This is a genomic window from Sphingomonas sp. PP-CC-3A-396 (genome assembly GCF_004343105.1).
Lineage (GTDB): Bacteria > Pseudomonadota > Alphaproteobacteria > Sphingomonadales > Sphingomonadaceae > Sphingomonas.
Window position 1 is genome coordinate 16058 of record NZ_SLYF01000010.1, and the last position, 17816, is coordinate 33873.

General features: G+C 64.4%; 18 protein-coding genes. 9 read left to right on the forward strand and 9 right to left on the reverse strand.

The features are described from left to right. Window positions 1-45: 45 nt before the first annotated feature. The 6 genes from C8J40_RS18105 to C8J40_RS18130 form a co-directional block, all read right to left on the reverse strand. On the reverse strand, window positions 46-810 hold the full coding sequence (locus C8J40_RS18105) for an SDR family oxidoreductase (RefSeq protein ID WP_132898259.1): 765 nt from the start codon (window positions 808-810) through the stop codon (window positions 46-48). 92 nt (window positions 811-902) lie between these two features. Next, window positions 903-2915, reverse strand: coding sequence for a 3-hydroxyacyl-CoA dehydrogenase NAD-binding domain-containing protein (locus tag C8J40_RS18110; protein ID WP_132898205.1), 2013 nt, complete (start codon window positions 2913-2915; stop codon window positions 903-905). Between the two features lie 43 nt (window positions 2916-2958). Beyond that, window positions 2959-3744, reverse strand: a complete 786-nt coding sequence (locus tag C8J40_RS18115) for an enoyl-CoA hydratase-related protein (protein ID WP_132898206.1) — start codon at window positions 3742-3744, stop codon at window positions 2959-2961. After that, window positions 3741-4907, reverse strand: a complete 1167-nt coding sequence (locus C8J40_RS18120; protein WP_132898207.1) for an acyl-CoA dehydrogenase family protein — start codon at window positions 4905-4907, stop codon at window positions 3741-3743. Before C8J40_RS18120 ends, C8J40_RS18115 begins: the two co-directional genes overlap by 4 nt. After that, entirely contained in the window at window positions 4904-5665 is a 762-nt protein-coding gene (locus C8J40_RS18125) for an SDR family NAD(P)-dependent oxidoreductase (RefSeq protein WP_132898208.1), read from the reverse strand. Before C8J40_RS18125 ends, C8J40_RS18120 begins: the two co-directional genes overlap by 4 nt. Window positions 5666-5674: 9 nt before the next feature. After that, complete coding sequence (locus C8J40_RS18130) at window positions 5675-6430, reverse strand: SDR family oxidoreductase (protein ID WP_132898260.1); 756 nt, start codon at window positions 6428-6430, stop codon at window positions 5675-5677. Between the two features lie 173 nt (window positions 6431-6603). On the opposite strand from C8J40_RS18130, the gene C8J40_RS18135 reads away from it, so the two are divergent. The 9 genes from C8J40_RS18135 (at window position 6604) to C8J40_RS18175 (ending at window position 14916) form a co-directional block, all read left to right on the forward strand. Continuing rightward, a complete protein-coding gene (locus tag C8J40_RS18135; protein ID WP_243693480.1) occupies window positions 6604-7314 on the forward strand; it encodes a carboxymuconolactone decarboxylase family protein in 711 nt (236 codons plus the stop codon). Window positions 7315-7399: 85 nt separating this feature from the next. Then, window positions 7400-8014 (forward strand): TetR/AcrR family transcriptional regulator, encoded by a 615-nt coding sequence (locus C8J40_RS18140; protein ID WP_132898210.1) that lies wholly within the window; start codon window positions 7400-7402, stop codon window positions 8012-8014. Between the two features lie 83 nt (window positions 8015-8097). Continuing rightward, a complete protein-coding gene (locus C8J40_RS18145) occupies window positions 8098-8889 on the forward strand; it encodes a LuxR C-terminal-related transcriptional regulator (RefSeq protein ID WP_243693481.1) in 792 nt (263 codons plus the stop codon). A 61-nt stretch (window positions 8890-8950) separates the two neighbouring features. After that, window positions 8951-9379, forward strand: a complete 429-nt coding sequence (locus C8J40_RS18150; RefSeq protein WP_132898211.1) for an OB-fold domain-containing protein — start codon at window positions 8951-8953, stop codon at window positions 9377-9379. Next, a complete protein-coding gene (locus C8J40_RS18155; protein ID WP_132898212.1) occupies window positions 9376-10524 on the forward strand; it encodes a thiolase family protein in 1149 nt (382 codons plus the stop codon). The genes C8J40_RS18150 and C8J40_RS18155 overlap by 4 nt, the downstream gene beginning before the upstream one ends. Further along, the gene (locus C8J40_RS18160; RefSeq protein WP_132898262.1) at window positions 10524-11699 is read left to right on the forward strand and encodes an acyl-CoA dehydrogenase family protein; all 1176 of its coding nucleotides are present in this window, start codon (window positions 10524-10526) and stop codon (window positions 11697-11699) included. The genes C8J40_RS18155 and C8J40_RS18160 overlap by 1 nt, the downstream gene beginning before the upstream one ends. 19 nt (window positions 11700-11718) lie before the next feature. Continuing rightward, entirely contained in the window at window positions 11719-12894 is a 1176-nt protein-coding gene (locus C8J40_RS18165; RefSeq protein WP_132898213.1) for an acetyl-CoA C-acetyltransferase, read from the forward strand. Between the two features lies 1 nt (window position 12895). Beyond that, window positions 12896-13903 (forward strand): acyl-CoA dehydrogenase, encoded by a 1008-nt coding sequence (locus C8J40_RS18170; protein WP_132898214.1) that lies wholly within the window; start codon window positions 12896-12898, stop codon window positions 13901-13903. After that, window positions 13900-14916, forward strand: a complete 1017-nt coding sequence (locus tag C8J40_RS18175) for an NADP-dependent oxidoreductase (protein WP_132898215.1) — start codon at window positions 13900-13902, stop codon at window positions 14914-14916. The genes C8J40_RS18170 and C8J40_RS18175 overlap by 4 nt, the downstream gene beginning before the upstream one ends. A gap of 4 nt (window positions 14917-14920) precedes the next feature. Here the strand turns inward: C8J40_RS18175 and C8J40_RS18180 are convergent, their stop codons facing one another. The 3 genes from C8J40_RS18180 to C8J40_RS18190 are packed head-to-tail and all read right to left on the reverse strand — an operon-like array spanning window position 14921 to window position 17816. Beyond that, window positions 14921-15670: an SDR family NAD(P)-dependent oxidoreductase gene (locus C8J40_RS18180; RefSeq protein ID WP_132898216.1), complete on the reverse strand. Its 750-nt coding sequence runs from the start codon at window positions 15668-15670 to the stop codon at window positions 14921-14923. After that, window positions 15667-16557: an SDR family NAD(P)-dependent oxidoreductase gene (locus tag C8J40_RS18185; protein ID WP_132898217.1), complete on the reverse strand. Its 891-nt coding sequence runs from the start codon at window positions 16555-16557 to the stop codon at window positions 15667-15669. The genes C8J40_RS18180 and C8J40_RS18185 overlap by 4 nt, the downstream gene beginning before the upstream one ends. Continuing rightward, entirely contained in the window at window positions 16554-17816 is a 1263-nt protein-coding gene (locus C8J40_RS18190; RefSeq protein WP_243693483.1) for an MFS transporter, read from the reverse strand. The genes C8J40_RS18185 and C8J40_RS18190 overlap by 4 nt, the downstream gene beginning before the upstream one ends.

A 17816-nucleotide genomic window follows, 5' to 3' on the forward strand; every position in this document is an offset into this window, starting at 1 on the left:
CGTCCGGATGTGGGTCGATACTTTCGACGCCGACCAAGCTACGGCCTAAAAGTGGGCAAGGTATCCGCCATCGACCGCAATTACCTGCCCCGTAATGTAGGAAGCTGCCGGCGAGGCGAGGAACACGACCGCTCCGGCGATCTCGGCAGGATGGCCCCAGCGGCCGAGTGACGTGCGCCTCGCAAGGTGCGCCGCGATCTCCTCGCTGGCCACCATCGGCGCATTGGCATCAGTCGCAAAATAGCCCGGCGCGACCGCGTTGACCGTGATCCCACGTGGGCCCAGTTCGGCAGCGAGCGCGCGGGTCAGCGCTTCAAGCCCGCCCTTGGTGGCGGTATAAGCGGCGTCACCAGCGCGCGCGATCTGTCCGGCAATTGATGTGATCGTGATAATCCGCCCACCTTCTCGCATTTGCGGTGCCACCATTCGCACGAGGTCAAACGGAGCGACAAGGTTTACTTCGAGCAGCCGGCGGAAAGCGGCGCGGTCGAGTTCAGCGAGGGGACGTCGATCGCGTAGACCCGCATTACTGACGAGTATGTCGATCGGACCGAGCGCTGTTACGGAATCGCGAAGGGCGCTCTCGTCCTTTAGGTCGACGACAATTGCCTTGGCATAGCCGCCCGCATCCACCAATTCGGCTACGACCGCTTCCAACCGCCCCCGGTCACGACCGTGAACTACCACTTCCGCACCAGTCTCAGCGAGGTTCCGAGCGATTGCGTGGCCGAGACCACCACCCGCGCCCGTGACAAGCGCGAGCCGCCCGGTCAGCGCTCTGCTCACTTGTCGGGCCGGCGACGGGATCATCGGGCTTCGCAGCCTCTGTTGTACCACCTGATCACGGACGCGAGCGGCCGGACGGGCCACATCGGCATGGCGCACAGCAGCGCACGCTAAGATCAGCGTATCCCATTTCTCAACGACTCCGCCACCGGGAACCCGTATTTTTCGAGCCCCGCGACGACCTTCGCCAGGCCTTCCGACTGCGCCCAGAACATCGGCCCACCGCGGTACACCGGCCAGCCATAGCCGTAGATCCAGACCACGTCGACGTCGGACGCGCGCTGCGCCTTGCCTTCTTCGAGGATCAGCGCGCCTTCGTTCACCATCGTGTAGAGCGTCCGCACGACGATCTCCTCGTCCCTGATCGCGCGCGGCGTCACGCCCGACTTCTTGCGGAAGTCGTCGATGATCTCCGTTACCCGCGCAGAGTTCGACGGCGTCCGCTTCTCGTCGTAATCGTAGAAGCCCGCCTTGGTCTTCTGGCCCCAGCGGTTCTCCGCCGCCAGCGCATCGCGGATGTTCTCGATCCGGCTCGGATCGCGGTGCCAGCCGATGTCGACGCCCGCCAGATCGCTCATCTGGAACGGCCCCATCGGCATCCCAAAGGCCACATGGACCTTGTCGATCTGCTCCGGGCTCGCGCCTTCCAGCAGCAGCTTGGTCGCCTCGACCTGCCGCGGCATCAGCATGCGATTGCCGATGAACCCGTAGGTGACGCCCGCCACCACCGCGACCTTCTTGATCTTCTTCGCGAGCGCCATGACGGTCGCGAGCACGTCGTCAGCGGTCTTGTCGCCGCGTACAACTTCAAGCAATTTCATCACGTTGGCAGGCGAGAAGAAGTGCATGCCGACCACGTCCTCGGGCCGCTTGGTGCACGCCGCGATCGCGTCGATATCGAGATACGAGGTGTTCGACGCCAGGATCGCGCCCGGCTTGGCGATCGCATCCAGCTTGGTGAAGATCTCCTTCTTCACCTCCATCGTCTCGTACACCGCCTCGATGATCAGGTCGCACTCCGCGAGGTCGGCGAAGTCCAGCGTCGGCTTTAGCGCGCCCATCGCCTGCTCGACCTGCTCGGGCTTCATCCGGCCCTTCGCAGCGGTCGCCTCGTAATTCTTCCGCACGACGCCGGTGCCACGGTCGAGCGCGTCCTGCTGCATCTCGACGATCGTCACGGGAATACCCGCGGACAGGAAGTTCATCGAGATGCCGCCGCCCATCGTGCCCGCGCCGATCACGCCGACGCGCTTGATCTCACGCAGCTTGGTGTCGGCGGGGACGTCGTCGATCTTGGCCGCCTGGCGTTCGGCAAAGAAGATGTGGCGTTGCGCGGCCGACTGAACGCCGGTCATCAGCTTCATGAATTCCTGGCGCTCAAAGGCAATGCCCTCTTCGAAGCTGGAGCCGTCGGCGGCCTTCTCGACGCAGGCGATATTGGCGGCCGGCGCGTCGAAGTTACGGAAACGGCGGGCATTTTCCTTCTTGAACGCGGTGACCGCGTCGGGATCGGCCTGCGCGGTTTTCTCGGACGCGCGGGGCAGGGGGCGCTTGGTCGCGATCTCGCGCGCGAACGCGACGGCATCGGCCTCGAGCAAATCCTCGCCGACGATCTTGTCGATCAGGCCGGCATCGAGCGCCTTCTTGGCCGAGATCGGATCGCCCTTCGCGGTCATCTCCAGCGCAAGCTTCACGCCGGCGATCCGCGGGATGCGTTGCGTGCCGCCCGCGCCGGGCAGGAGGCCGAGCTTCACTTCGGGCGTACCGATCTTCGCCGACGGGACGGCAACGCGGTAGTGGCAGCCGAGCGTGACCTCGCAGCCGCCGCCGAGCGCGGTGCCGTGGATCGCCGCGACGACGGGCTTCGAGGATGCCTCGATCATGTCGACGACGGTGGGCAGGCCAGGCTCGATCATCTCCTTGTCGAACTCGGTGATGTCCGCACCCGCAAAGAACGTACGGCCGTCGCAGCGGATCACCATCGCGGTGATGCTGTCATCGTTCACGCCTTCCTTTATCGCCGCCTCAAGGCCTTGGCGGACCGCGGCGCCGAGCGCGTTGACCGGCGGGTTGTTCGAGATGATGACGAGCACGTCGTCATGGCGTTCGGAGCGGATCGGCGAAGTCATACAGTCTCCAGAATTTCTGTCGTTCAACGCGGTGTAGACAGGGCTAAGAAGCACCTTGGAATGTCGGTTTGCGTTTGCTCAGGAAGGCCGCGATGCCTTCGCGGCCTTCAGACCGTCGCGATTGACTTGCGATACTGCGTGCTTCGGCGTCGAGATGTGTTTCGAGCGGTGTGACCAGACTATCGAATAACAGACGCCGCGTTGCGCCCAGTGCCGATGTGGCGGAGGTCACCAACTTTTCGGCCAATGCCGTTGCCTCTTCTGCGAGGCTGCCGCCTTCTACGACGCGCGTCACAAGTCCCATCTTGGCGGCTTCGGTCGCCAAGACGCGTGTGTTGCAGAAGAATAGTTCCTGTGCCCGTCGCAATCCTACGAGACGTGGAACAAGCCAACTTGTACCTCCATCTGGCGACATTCCGAGTGCGGTATACGCCATCGTAAAATGGGCCTCGGGGGCTGCCAACACGATGTCACCGATGACGGCAAGCCCGATACCAGCACCCGCCGCTGGACCGTTGACTGCCGTAATCAGCGGCTTGTCCATTCGCGCTAGGCGAGTGATGGCGGCATGCAGATACGCAGTCGTCTGCTTGATGTGCGCTGGTAACGCATCGCCCATTTTTGCAAAGCCGGCGACGTCCCCACCGGCACAGAACATGCGCCCGTTTCCGGTCAAGATGACGCACCGTATCGCCGGGTCTTCGTCACACTCGATCGTAGTCTCCATCAACGCCTTCGCCATCGGCACGTCTATCGCGTTGGCTGCGTCAGGGCGATCGAGGGTCAGCCAAGCCACCGGTCCAACGCGCTCGAACAGCAAGCCGTTCATGTTTGAACCGAACTTTGGGCGTCGCGCCAGTCGCGCTTGATCTTCTTGGCGAGGCTCCACTTGTGAACCTCGGTGGGACCGTCGTAGATCCGAAAGGCGCGTACCTCGCGAAACACTTGGGCGACGATCGTGTCGTCGGTCACGCCGGTGCCGCCCATGACCTGTACGCAGCGATCGGCGATCCGCATCAACGCCTCGCTGACCGCAACCTTCGCCATCGAGCTTTCCACGGTACCAAGCGCGCCGGTATCGAGCACGTCAGCACACCAATCGATCATCAGTTCGGCCTGTTTCAGATCGATCATATTCTCGGCCAGCATGAAGCCGACCCCTTCGTGATCGACCAGCGGCTTGCCGAACGCGTGGCGGCGGCAGGCATAGTCGGTCGCGATCTCGTTCGCGCGGTCGCAGGCACCCAGCCACCGCATGCAATGGGTAAGCCGCGCAGGCGCCAGCCGAACTTGCGCGAGCTTGAAGCCGTCTCCCGGATTGCCGAGCATCTGGTCGGCCGGGATGCGCAGGTTGGTGATAGCGACCACCGAATGACCGCCCGGCATGGAACTGTCGATCGTGTCGAGCACGCGTTCGATCGTGATCGCAGGATCAGGCAGGTCGACCAGGAACATCGTCGCACCTTCGTCGGCTTTCGCCATCACGATGCCGACCTTGGCACCGTCGGCGCCCGTGATGAATGCCTTGCGACCGTTGACGACCCAGTGATTCCCGTCGCGAGCGGCCGTCGTGAGCATCATCGAAGGATCCGAGCCGGCGCCACCATCGGCCGCTGGCTCCGTCATGAAGAAGGCGGATCGCGCTGTGCCGTCCACTAGCTGCGAGAGGAAGCGCGCCTTCTGCTCGGTGCTGGCGACTTTGCCGAGCAGATACATGTTGCCCTCGTCGGGTGCCATGACGTTGACCGCCAATGGCCCGAGTGGCGACAACCCGGCAGCGCGCAGCACCTTGGCCGTATCTCTGTGCGACAGGTGGCTACCGTCGGAAAGGATATGCGGGGTCAGGACACCGGCTGCGCGCGCCAGATCGCGCAACTCCTGGACGAGTTCGTCCGAAGGACCGTGCGCGCTACGCCGGGGGTCATGTTCGTACGGCACCACCTGATCGCGAACGAAGCGCGCCACTGCGGCAGCAATGCGAGCGCCGCTCATCGGGGTGCCATCCGGATTGCACCGTCGAGGCGGATCACGTCGCCGTTGAGCATGGGATTGGTCAGGATCGCTTCGACCAGCGCGGCATATTCGTCTGGTTTCCCAAGCCTGCTAGGGTGTGGCACCTGCGTTCCCAGCGAATCCTGCGCCGCTTGTGGCAGGCCCATGAGCATCGGCGTCAGGAAGATCCCGGGGGCGATCGTCATCACCCGGATGCGATGCTGCGCGAGGTCGCGAGCGATGGGGAGCGTCAAGCCGACGACGCCACCCTTCGAGGCGGCATAGGCTGCCTGGCCTACCTGTCCGTCATAGGCCGCCACCGAGGCGGTGTTGACGATCACGCCGCGTTCCTCACCGATCGGCTCGGCCGCGACCAGTCTCGCCGAGAAGCGGGCAATCATCGCGAAGGTGCCTATCAGGTTGATCTCGACGGCGCGGCGGAAAGCGTCGAGCGGATGCGGCACGTTTTCCTTGCCGACGGTCTTGATCGCGGGCGCCACACCGGCACAATTGACCAATATGCGGGCGACGCCGTGGGCCTGTTCGGCCTCGGCGAGTGCAGCTTCGATGGCGGTATCGTCCGTGACGTCGACGATGGCGGCGCGCCCGCCGATCGCAGTGGCGTGAGCTTCTGCGGCCTCACGATCCCGATCTACGATCGTTACCCTGGCGCCTCTGGCCGCGAGCATCGCAGCAGTGGCTCCGCCCAGTCCGGACGCGCCACCGGTGACGATGGCGGCTATGTCGTTGATCTTCAAGACTGTCTCCTATTGTGCGGTGGATCCGCCATCGACGATCAGTTCGGAGCCCGTCATGTAGCGCGATCCGTCTCCGGCCAAGAAGACAATGGCGTCGGCTATCTCGTCCGGCGAGGCCTTGCGCCCGAGCGGCGTGTCCGCCAGCAGCGCGCGCTGTCCTTCCTCCGACGCGTGCGCTCCCGCCGTCAGGGGCGTGGCGACGTGTCCGGGGTGGATAGAGTTGGCGCGTATTCCGTTGCCCAAGGCCGCGCACTCGAGTGCGGTCGCCTTGGTGAACATGCGAACGCCGCCCTTTGCGGCGCAGTAAGCGCCGGTGTTGGCGGCGCCCGCGATGCCGCGGATCGACGACATATTGACGATCGCACCGCCCGTCGGCGACTTCGCGAGCAGGGGCAGGAGATATTTGGTGCTGAGAAAGATACTGTCGAGGTTGACGGCCATGACCATCCGCCAGTGAGCGAGCGTCGTATCGGTGATGGAACGGAAGGTCCCGAAGCCGGCGTTGTTCACCAAGATGTCGAGATGCCCGATTTCATCGGTGATGGTCCGCGCCACGTCGATCCAGCCGGCTTCGTCGGTGACGTCGAGCGTGACGGTGCGGTGCGCACCTGCCGGCAGGTCTTCCAGCGCGCCGGGCAATGCGTCTGCTGTCCGATCGACGAGAATAACGGTCGCACCGTGTTCGGCCATGCGACGGGCGGTAGCGCGCCCGATGCCCGACGCTGCGCCGGTGACCAGGGCGACGCGGTTTTCCAATGCTCTGATCACGTCGATTCCGGGTCGTTCGTCATAGCCTGACATCCTTCTCGATTATCGTCGTCACGAATAATCGACCGTACGGTCGGTCGTCAACTGTTGTCAGCGTCCGGATGGTCGTTAAGAAGGGCGGCACACAGGCCGAACCAAGGCTCATCGGCTTCTGCTTGAAGGAGAAAGACGTGACTCGCGACGCCCCCCAAGCCAATCCGCTGCTTTCAAGCGGGCGACTGCGCTTTAACGCGCCGAAGACCGTCGCGGGTTATGCGCGGTTTCGTAAGGTGGTCGAGGAGGACGGTGCGCTGTCGGCGTCGCTCAAGCGTTTGTTTGTCGCCGCGGCCGCTTGTACGAAGGGCTATGAGGCGATGGCGCGGCGGGAATTGGCGCAGGCCGCGACCGCTGGGCTGACGAGCGAGCATGCCGCCGCGGCGATGACGATTTTGTCGAGTTCGCGAGGCGAGGGGGCGGCGCTGCGTTTCGCCGAAGTGCTGAGCGTGACCTATCCCGACGATGCCGTGATCGAGGCCGATGAGCATCCGGTTGAGGTCGAGGAGGGAGAAGCGGAAGGCAATTTCATCAAGTATTTCGGTACGGTGCCGCCATCGCTTCGGCTGTTGCTCGATCTCGTGCCCACCGGCGCCGACGCCTATTATCTCATGCGTGAGGGGACGCTGTCGGGGACCGCATTGGAGCCGGCTCATGCGGAACTCCTGCTCGTGACCGTGCTCGCCGCGGACTATAGTAGCTGGGCCTCCGTTCACATCGATGGCGCACGAAAAGCAGGCGCGACCGAGGCCCAGATCGCCGAGGCCATCCTCTGCGCGGTCCCGGTCGCCGGGTTGTCGGCATGGGTGATCGGCGCAACCGCGATGGAAGTACCAAAGGGCGGATAACAGGCCAAGGCTGCGCGGATGCATGGACGCACGCGCTCGAACGGCATACGAACGACAACTGCTAGACAACAGGATACGACACCGCATGCCGGCAAAGACGACCAAGGTTCGCACGGAAGCGCATGATGAGAAGCGTATTGCGATCATCGAGCATTGCGCCGGCCTGTTCGACAAAGTCGGGTATCACAATACGTCGATGCAGATGCTCGCGGACGAGGTCGGCATGGGAAAGCCGACCCTGTACCATTACTTCCCGAGCAAGATTTCCATTCTGTACGCTATCCACGATACGCATATCCAGGCGTTGCTTGCCGGGCTTACGGTGAAGGAGGGCTCCGATCCGGTACCGTCGCTACGCGCGGCGTGCGTCGGCATCCTGACCCAGATTGCCAACCACCCGGGCTATGTTCGTGCTTTCATGGACAATTACGGCGATCTTGAAGGGGAAATGCGCGATGCTATCCGCCAGGCAAGGCGCGATTATTTTGCCCGTGTGAAGGGCTTGATCGAAGCGGGCATAGCGAGCGGTGAATTCCGCAGCGTTGATCCGACCATTACGACCTACGGCTTCCTGGGCATGTGCAACTGGGCGTATAAATGGTACCCGCCGCTGGCCTCGACGCAGACGCCGGAGCAAGTCGCGGATGCGTTATGCCAACCCTTCTTCAACGGGCTCAAGACCAACCCATCGCAGGGGTAACGCGCCGACGACGATCCTGTTAGACCCTCGTCCATGGACGACCGATCGCGACCTGATCCTCACCGTGTTTGTGTCTGGACTTCGTGTCCCCCCGCGCTGCCATGCTGATCGACGACAATGTCCTCGATGCGGTACGGATACAGACGTCCGCAGACATACGTCCGGCTGCCGAGGCCCTGCGCGATGCGGTGAGCGAGCGCACCGGGCTACTCGTCAACATCACGCACAATATCGCCACCTCGATGCCGATGAAGGATGCGGACGGCCGCGTGCTCGCCAGCGACGTCTTTACCCCGGGCGAGGCTGGGGCGTTATGGTGGGAAGTACCGCTGCTCGGCTTGACGTCGCCTCTACCCAAGGCGTGTCGGCTCGAGGGCGAACCGTTCTGGTGTAACCGAACCGGGATTTATTCGCGGTCGCGCAATCGCGCGCTGGAAGCGCTCGATCTCAGTGATTTCGAGGCGCGCGCATTCACGCGCGCGGCGATCGTGGCGCCGGTGCATCTCCCGTTCGGTCAGATCGGCGCTGCGAGTTTCGTCCATCATGATCATGACGTGGAAGACCTGAGCGCGATCTTCGAAGCGCATGACGAGGCACTGGCGCTGCTCGCGCGAATTTTCATCACCAGCTACGTAAAGGCGACAGAACAGCCACGCGAGCAACTTGCGGGAGTGGCGCTGACGAAGCGTGAGGTAGAGTGCCTGCGGTGGGCGGGGGCAGGCAAGACCAACGACGATATCGCGATCATCCTTGGCCTGAAGCGCACCACCATCCGCTTTCACATCCGCTCCGCCGCGCAGAAGCTCGATGCCGTCAATCGCGACCAGGCGCTGTTCAAGGCGGCGCAGCTCGGCTTTCTCGGCAAGGTGCGCTGACACAAAGGTCAGCGGCGTATCATGGGCAATGCCGCTAGTCTCTCGAACTAAGGAGAGAGATATGCTGGATGCACCGCAGAAAGATGCGCCCCTGATCGACGATCGCTTGCTTGTCCGCGATCGAGAGGGCGACGTCGCCTTGTTGGCGGGTCGCGATCGCATGACGGGCGCGATCGCCTTTCCGCTACCCGATGACGAGGACCGTTTTGAAACGGTAACCTTGCCCCGCGAAGGCCGTTTGTGGTCGTGGACGGTGCAGCGCTTCCGTCCCAAGTCGCCGCCCTATGCGGGGCCCGAAGCGTTCGAACCCTATGCGGTCGGCTATGTGGCTCTGGGTGAAGCATTGATCGTCGAGGGTCGGTTGACCGGCGCACCGATCGACCGGTTCGCGATCGACATGCCGATGACGCTGGTGGCGCAGGCCTTTACGCGAATGGATGGCGAGGTTCGTACGACCTTCGCTTTCGCGCCAACGGGGATCGCGGCATGAGCGACGTCTTCATCGTCGGTGCTGGCATCCACCCGTTCGGCCGTACGCCGGGGCGCAGCGGCTTGCAGCAGGGGGCGTTCGCGGTGCGCGCGGCACTCGCCGAGGCGGGTCTTGCCTGGCCCGACGTGCAGTTCGCGTATGGTGGATCGGATGCTGCGGGCAAAGCCGACACGATGGTCTCCGATCTGGGACTGACCGGCTTGCAGTTCATCAACGTGTCGAACGGGTGCGCGACCGGCGGCTCGGCGATGTTCGGCGCGTATACGACGATCAAGTCGGGCGAATTCGACCTGGGTATCGCCGTCGGCTTCGACAAGCATCCGCGCGGTGCCTTCGATCCGAAGCCTGCCGATTGGGGCCTGCCCGAATGGTATGGCGAGACTGGCCTGATGCTGACCACGCAGTTCTTCGCGATGAAGATCCAGCGGTACATGGCAGCTTACGGCATTACGCCACCGACGCTCGCGGCGGTCGCCGAGAAGGCGTTCGCAAATGGTGCGCTGACCGAGCATGCATGGCGGCGCGAACCGGTCGATGCGGACATGATCCTGCAATCGACGATGGTGAGCGATCCACTGACCAAGTTCATGTTCTGCTCGCCTGGCGAAGGCGCGGTCGCTCTGATCTTTGCCAGTGGCAAGCGCGCACGCGAACTGGGATTGCCGATGGTGCGGCTTCGTGCGGCCGCGGTCCGAAGCCGACCGCCTGGGTCGTTCGAGGTCTTTTCGCCGGCGCTGGCAATCGATCGTGGGCCATCGCCCACCGAGATCGCCTCGCGCGCCGCATATGAGATGGCCGGGGTCGGTCCTGCCGATATCAGCGTCGCGCAGTTGCAGGATACCGAAAGCGGCGCAGAGATCATGCACATGGCCGAGAACGGTTTCTGCGCCGACGGCGAGCAGGAACGATGGCTAGCCGAGGGACGCACGCGGATCGGCGGTGCGCTGCCGGTCAACACCGATGGCGGTTGCCTCGCGTGCGGGGAGCCGGTCGGCGCCTCGGGGTTGCGGCAGGTGTACGAGAATTACCGCCAGCTGACCGGCCAGGCCGGCGCGCGGCAGGTGCCGGGCAGCCCCCGGTTGGGCTATAGTCACGTCTATGGCGCCCCCGGCGTCTCGGGCGTCGCGATCGTGGAGCGCGCGTGATGGATCTTTCGCTATCCCCGGAACAGCAGGCTTTCCGTACGGAGGTGCGGTCGTTTCTGCAGGACGCGCTGACGCCGGCGATGCGGCAGGGCGCAACCCTGACGTCGGGCGTGTTCGCCGAACCCGATGTGTATCTCGCGTGGCAGGCGGCGTTGAACGCCAAGGGCTGGCTTGTCTATTTCTGGCCTAAGGCAGCGGGTGGTCCGGGATGGGATGCCGTGCGCCGCTGGATATTCGAGACCGAATGCACGGCCGCGGGCGCACCGATCCTGCCCGGTATGGGACTGAAGCTGGTCGGGCCTGTCCTGTATACCTATGGCAGCGATGAGCAGCAGGAGCGGTTTCTGCCCGCATTGCGCAGCGGCGAGCACATCTGGGCGCAGGGCTTTTCGGAACCGGGGTCGGGCTCGGACCTCGCCTCGCTTCGCACGCGTGCGGTGCGCGAAGGCGACGATTATGTCGTTTCGGGTCAGAAGATCTGGACCACGCAGGCGCAATTCGCGAACTGGATGTTCGCGCTGGTACGCACCGACGCCACCGTCAAGGCGCAGCGCGGCATCTCGTTCCTGCTGATCGACATGGCATCGCCCGGTGTTACCGTCCGACCGATCCTGAGCGCATCGGGAGACCATGAACTCAACGAGGTCTTTCTCGAAGACGTCCGTGTCCCCGTCGCGAACCTGGTCGGCGAGGAAGGGCAGGGGTGGACGATCGCCAAGTTCCTGCTCGAGAACGAGCGCGGTGGTACCGGCTATGCGCCGCAACTGCTGGCCGATTTCGACCGTCTGACACGCGCCACGACGCTGACCGGCGAACTTGCGGATCGCGCCGTACGGCTGCGGCTGGAGGCGGAAGCGCTCGAGATGACCGAGTTGCGCACGTTGCTGGAGATCGAGCAGGGCAATCCACCGCATGCGCGTAGCCTCGCGGTGAAACTCATCGCCTCCGAAGTGCGCCAGGGGATCGAGGGTCTTGCGATCGACGCGTTCGGCATGGCGAGCTTGCAGCTCCCCGCCGAACGCCCGTTCCACGCCGCCGACGCGCCCGCACTGGTCGGTCCGCCCGAGGCCGGCTTGGCCGCCGCACGCTATCTCAATGCGCGGGCGTGGTCGATCTTCGGCGGCACCAGCGAAATCCAGCTCACCATCATTGCCAAGGCCGCCGTCGGCCTCTGACCATCGAAGGACCATTTTCATGCCAGAAGCTTTCATCGTATCCGCGAAACGTACTCCCGGTGGCCGTCGCAATGGCAGGCTTGCAGGGATTCACCCTGCCGACCTGGGTGCGACGATACTCGACGCCATCATCGCCGAGACCGGTGTCGATCCAGCGACGATCGACGACGTCATCATCGGCTGCGTCAGCCAGATCGGCGAGCAGACCTTCGCACTTGGCCGTAACGTCGTCCTTGCGTCGTCACTGCCCGACAGCGTGCCTGCCGTTACGATCGATCGTCAATGCGGCAGCTCGCAGCAGGCGCTGCACTTCGCGGCTCAAGCGGTGATGTCTGGCACGCAGGATCTGGTGATCGCCGGCGGCGTCGAGAGCATGTCCCGCGTCCATATGGGATCGCCCGTGGCGCTGGCCGCCAAGGCCGGCATGGGTGGCAGTCCCTTCTCGGCGAAGATCCTGGAACGCTACGGCGTCGAGGGCTTCAGCCAGTTCACCGGTGCACAGATGATCGCCGACAAATACGGTTTCGACCGCGCTGCGATGGACGCCTATGCGCTGGAAAGCCACCGCAAGGCGGTAGCCGCTCGCGCGTCCGGCGCCTTCGCTGCCGAGATCGTTCCGGTCACGACGATCGATGCGGATGGCAAATCGGTCGTGCATGATCATGACGAGGGCGTACGTGCCGACGCGTCGCTCGAGTCGATCGGTTCGGTCAAGCTCTTGAGCGAGAAGGGCACCTTGTCCGCGGCGACCGCCAGCCAGATCTGCGACGGTGCCAGCGGTGTCCTCGTCGCCTCCGCCGAAGCGGTTCGGACGCATGGCCTGACGCCGCTCGCGCGCATCCACAACCTCACCGTGACGGCGGGCGATCCGGTCATCATGCTGGAGGAGCCTATCTCCGCGACCCGTCGTGCGCTGCAGCGTGCGGGCATGACGCTGGATCAGATCGACCTGTTCGAGGTGAACGAGGCATTCGCATCAATCCCGATGGCGTGGCTGTCCGCGCTCGGTGCCGATCCAGCACGGCTCAACGTGAATGGCGGTGCCATCGCCCTTGGCCATCCGCTGGGTGCGACGGGCACGAAGCTGATGGCGACCCTCGTTCATGCGCTGCATGCGCGCGGTGGGCGGTACGGTTTGCAGACGATGTGCGAGGGCGGGGGCATTGCCAACGTCACGATCGTGGAGCGGGTGTGACATGAACATCACCCCCAGCGAGGAACAGGTCCTGTTGCGCGATACCGTCGGCCGTTTTCTGGCGGATCGGACGGACTCCGCGACGGCGGGCGAGGGGCCGATCTTGCAGGACGACTGGCGTGCGCTGGGCGAACTGGGACTGTTCGGCTTCCTGTTGCCCGAAGCAGCGGGTGGCCTGGGCGGCGGTCCGCAGGACGTGATGATCGTTGCGGAAGAATTCGGTCGCGCGCTTGCGATCACGCCACTAGCCGAGGGGATCGTCGGCGCCGCGGATGCGATCGCCCGTGGGGGCGACGCCGCGGCGATCGAGACATGGGTAGCACCGGCGATGACGGGCGATCACGTGCTCGCCGTCGCGGTGGCCGATGTCTCGAACGATGGCGCGCGGCTGACGGGACGTGCGGATTTTGTATTGTCCGCAGTCGATGCAGCCGCACTGGTCGTGATAGGCGACGGTGCGACCTGGCTCGTCGAACGCGACGCCGAGGGGCTTTCGATCGACCCGGTGCGGCTGATCGACGGATCGGCTGCCGGCATGATGCGGTTTGACGGCACGCCCGCTCTGGCCCTGACGCAAGGGGACGGCGATACGACCCTGGCAATGATTCGCCTTTGCCACGTGGCCGAATTGGTGGGGGCAATGTCCACGCTGTACGAGCAGACCGTGGAGTATGTGCGCCAGCGCCAGCAGTTCGGCGTCGCGATCGGCACCTTTCAGGTCGTTCAGCACAAGTTGGCGCGGATGTTCGTCGCGCTTGAACAGGCGCGATCGCTCATGCTGAAAGCGGCGATCGTCGACCGCGATGATGCCGGGTTCGTGCGTGGCGTGCTGGGCGCCAAGGCCTATGTCGCGGACGCCGCACAGCGGCTTGCCGAGGAGGCGGTGCACCTTCACGGCGGCATGGGCGTGACCGACGAACTTCCAGTCGGACGCGGCCTGCGCCGGGTCATTCTATTGGCACGTGTATTCGGCAGTGCCAGTGAGGCGCGCGTGGCGCTCGCGGCGTGACGTTCAACCGCAAATGGACTTTGGCCAAGCGGCCCGACGGGCGCGTCGCGACGAGCGATTTTGCCATGCTGACCGAGCCGTTCACGCCTCCCGCGCTGGACGAAGGCGAAGTGTTGGTCCGCAACCATATCTTCGCTGTGGCTCCGACGATCCGCAACTGGCTGAACGCCGGCCCCGCAAGCTATCGCGGCTCGATCCCGATCGGCGGCACGATCGCCGGCATGACAGCCTGTGAGGTCGTGCAGTCGAACCATCCGGATCATCCCGTTGGCACCCGGATGGTCGCGATGGCGCGGTGGGAGGACTGGAGCGTGCTTCGTCCGGATACAGCGCCCGTTCCGCCGTTTCCGATACCTGCCGACGTGACACTCATCGAGGCGCTTGGCCTGTATTCACCGAACAGCCTGACGGCCTATTTCGGGTTGCTGGACATCGGACGGCCTCTGGCGGGCGAAACCGTCGTCGTGTCAGGCGCGGCAGGATCGGTTGGCTCGCTGGTGTGCCAGATCGCGGGGATAGTAGGCTGTCGCGTGATCGGTATCGCAGGGGGTCCCGACAAATGTCGCAAGCTTGTCGAAGAACTCGGTGCGACGGCAGCGATCGACTATCGCAACGATGACGTTCCGGCCCGCTTGGCTGAACTGTGCCCCGGCGGCATCGACGTGTTCTTCGACAATGTCGGTGGCGAGCAACTCGAGGCCGCGGCGAACGCGATGGCCGATTTTGGCCGTATCGTCTTGTGTGGGCAAATATCATCCTACGACCGGGCGGGCGGCGCTCCAGGGCCGCGAGACATGATGAAGCTGGTCTATGGCCGCATTCGCATGGAAGGGTTCGTAGTCGGTGATTTCGTCGGTCGCGCTGCTGTTGCGCGCGCGAAGTTGCGGGATTGGGCTGACGAGGGCCGGCTCACCGTCCGCGTCGACCAGCGCGCCGGGTTCGAGCGTCTGCCCGAAGCGTTCGTCGCACTGTTTGACGGAGGTAATGACGGGACGCTGCTGGTCACGGCGTGACGCGTCAGCCCGCGGTCTGGCCGCCGTCGATCGTCACCTCCGCACCCGTGATATAGGCGGCGGCGTCGCTTGCGAGAAAGACGATAGCGTCGGCGACTTCCTCCGCAGTCCCCGCGCGACCGAGCGGGATGTCCGCCAATCGCCTGGCAGACGCAGCGGGATCGTTGAATACCGCACGCGATAGCGGGGTGTCGATCAGGCCGGGATTGACCGTATTGACGCGCACGCCGTTGCCGAGCGCCGCGAACTCCAACGCGGCCGCCTTGCCGAACATGCGCGCCGCACCTTTTGCCGCGCTATACGAACCCGATCCCGGCCCCGAAATCATGCCCCGGATCGACGCGACGTTGACGATCGCACCGGATCCCGACGCGGCAAGCATCGGCAGCACCGCGCGCGTGCCGAGGAACAGTGCGTCGACATTGACCGCGCGGATCTCGCGCCACTCGGCAAGGCTGGTATCGGCGAGCATACGGAAATGACCCCGCCCGGCGTTGTTGATCAGGACGTCCAACCCGCCGGCCGTGGCGATGCGACTGGCGGCGTCCGCCCAGTCATCTTCGTTCGTGACATCGAGCACGATGGCACGATCGCGGCGGGCAAGGGGGAGATCACCGCACGCAGACGCGAGCGCGCGTTCGTCTCGGTCGGCGAGCCATACATCGGCCCCGTGCTCGAGGAAGCGACCCGCGGTAGCGAGGCCGATACCCATTGCCGCACCGGATATCAGTACAGAGCGGCCGACGAAGCTCATCCCGCCGACGTGACCGCCAATCCGGCATCCTTGCGGCTCATGTCGACGATGCTCTCGAAATGCGGGTTCGTCCGGGAGAGGATCGCATCGGCACGGGCGCGAATTGCGGGATCGAACGCGTCGGTCGTCGTCGCGTAAAAGCGGTTTTGTCGGATCGCGTCGAAGGCGATCGTGGCGGTCTGTTCGGCGGTCAGTGCGCCGCGATAGAGGTCGTCGCGCATTGCTTCCAGAGCGGCGGACTCGCCGGGCGGGCCACCTGGCCCTGCCAACGCTTGCGGACGAGACCGCTCAGCCTCATAGATCCGCGTCGCTACCAGTCCGGGCAGGAGCAACGTGACGCCGATCGGAGCGTCCATTTCCTGCAGGCCCGCATACAGGGCCTCTGTCGCGCGGACCACGGCGTGCTTCGCCGCACCGTAACAGGCCGATCCCGAGCCGCTGACCAGCCCGGCAACAGAGGCCGTGTTCATAATATGCGCAGGCGCTTCCGCCGCCAATAGACGGGGCACGAACACGCGCATGCCGTTCAATACGCCTCCCAAATTGACGCCGAGCGACCATTGCCAGTCGTTTTGGGTATATTCCCACACGCGTCGATGACGCCCGCCAGGGACGATCCCGGCATTGTTGCAAAGCAGGCCGACACGGCCGAACCTGGCTTCCGCGGCATCGGCTAGCGCGGTGACGTCGGCTTCGGACGACACGTCGCAACGCAGCGCGATCGCACGATCGACTCCGATCTCGTCGGCGACCGCCTGCGCCTCTTCGACCGCGATATCCGCGAGCACGACGTTCATGCCCAATGTCGCTGCATGGCGCGCAAGTGCAGCGCCGATTCCGCTGCCGCCACCCGTAATGACAGCACAGCCGTTCGACCAATCGCTCATTTTGCCAAATCCTTTTTGTAATAGCGGGCGGCGAGAAGGAAGCATGACCCTGCGAAGATTCCGACGAAGGACATCGCCGCCATCGCATAGCGCAACGACTGGTCGCCCATGCCGATGACGTCGCTCAGGACGCCCGTCAGCCATGGTCCAAGACCGAGCCCGATGAGATTGACCGACAGCAACAGGATCGACGACGTGAATGCCCGCATCGATGCCGGCACCAGCGTCTGGGTCATCGCGATGATCGGCGCGTAGTAGAAGAACAGCAGCATGACCGTCATCGCGCACGCGATCAGCGATACCGTGGTCGATGGCGACAACAGCTGGACGAGTGCGGCAGGCGTGACCGCGATCAGAGCAATCCCGGTCAATACCGGCCGGAGATGAGGCTTGTCGGCCCCGATACGATCGGTCAGCCACCCTCCCAGGAAAATACCGATTGCGCCGCCAAGACCTGTCATCAGCGACAGCGCAGTTGCGACGTCACCAAGCGCCATGCCGTGCAGCCGCGTATAGAATGGCGCGTTCCAGTTGAGCGCAACACTGAGCACGACGTTGTTCAGCGCGCCACCGGCGAACAGCAGCAAAAGGCTCGGCCGTCGCGCCATCAGCGCCAGCCCGTCGCGCCACGGCATGGCGTCGGGGGCGGGCCCGGCATCGTAGCGCCCGCGAACCGGTTCCCGGAGCATCATCACGACGATCGGTGCCAGCACGACGCCGATCCCTCCGATAATCCACAAAGCGGCCCGCCAGTCGATCGCCTGGGCGAGCCAGCCGCCCGACAGATACCCCAGCATGACCCCAATCGGGAGTGCGAGCCCCCAGATACCGAGCGCCGTCGCCCGGCGCTCCGGCGGATAATAGTCGGCAATCATCGAATGGCTTGCGGGAATGCTGCCTGCCTCTCCCAGCGCCACGCCAATGCGAAAGAAAACTAGCATGGCAAAGCTGCCAGCGAACCCGCTTACCGCAGTCATCGCGCTCCACAGCAACAACGATCCCGCAATCACGATCCTGCGACTGTACCGATCGGCCAGCCGCGCGATCGGCACGCCGAGCGTGGAATAGAACAGGGCGAACGTCAGCCCGGTCAACGCGCCGAGCTGAGCATCGCTGAGGGACAGGTCGCGCTTGATCGGCACCTGCAAGATCGAGATCACCGTCCGATCGAGATAGTTGAACACCGACACCACAATCAGCACCAACAATGCGATCCGTCGTGATGCCGTCGTCGGGGTATCTGCGGCCTGTCCCATCAT

Bases quoted from the DNA above. Each gene is read 5' to 3' on its own strand.
- C8J40_RS18105 (WP_132898259.1), bottom strand. From the start codon at position 810: ATGATCCCGTCGCCGGCCCGACAAGTGAGCAGAGCGCTGACCGGGCGG.
- C8J40_RS18110 (WP_132898205.1), bottom strand. From the start codon at position 2,915: ATGACTTCGCCGATCCGCTCCGAACGCCATGACGACGTGCTCGTCATC.
- C8J40_RS18115 (WP_132898206.1), bottom strand. From the start codon at position 3,744: ATGAACGGCTTGCTGTTCGAGCGCGTTGGACCGGTGGCTTGGCTGACC.
- C8J40_RS18120 (WP_132898207.1), bottom strand. From the start codon at position 4,907: ATGAGCGGCGCTCGCATTGCTGCCGCAGTGGCGCGCTTCGTTCGCGAT.
- C8J40_RS18140 (WP_132898210.1), top strand. From the start codon at position 7,400: ATGCCGGCAAAGACGACCAAGGTTCGCACGGAAGCGCATGATGAGAAG.
- C8J40_RS18150 (WP_132898211.1), top strand. From the start codon at position 8,951: ATGCTGGATGCACCGCAGAAAGATGCGCCCCTGATCGACGATCGCTTG.
- C8J40_RS18155 (WP_132898212.1), top strand. From the start codon at position 9,376: ATGAGCGACGTCTTCATCGTCGGTGCTGGCATCCACCCGTTCGGCCGT.
- C8J40_RS18160 (WP_132898262.1), top strand. From the start codon at position 10,524: ATGGATCTTTCGCTATCCCCGGAACAGCAGGCTTTCCGTACGGAGGTG.
- C8J40_RS18165 (WP_132898213.1), top strand. From the start codon at position 11,719: ATGCCAGAAGCTTTCATCGTATCCGCGAAACGTACTCCCGGTGGCCGT.
- C8J40_RS18170 (WP_132898214.1), top strand. From the start codon at position 12,896: ATGAACATCACCCCCAGCGAGGAACAGGTCCTGTTGCGCGATACCGTC.
- C8J40_RS18180 (WP_132898216.1), bottom strand. From the start codon at position 15,670: ATGAGCTTCGTCGGCCGCTCTGTACTGATATCCGGTGCGGCAATGGGT.
- C8J40_RS18185 (WP_132898217.1), bottom strand. From the start codon at position 16,557: ATGAGCGATTGGTCGAACGGCTGTGCTGTCATTACGGGTGGCGGCAGC.
- C8J40_RS18190 (WP_243693483.1), bottom strand. From the start codon at position 17,816: ATGATGGGACAGGCCGCAGATACCCCGACGACGGCATCACGACGGATC.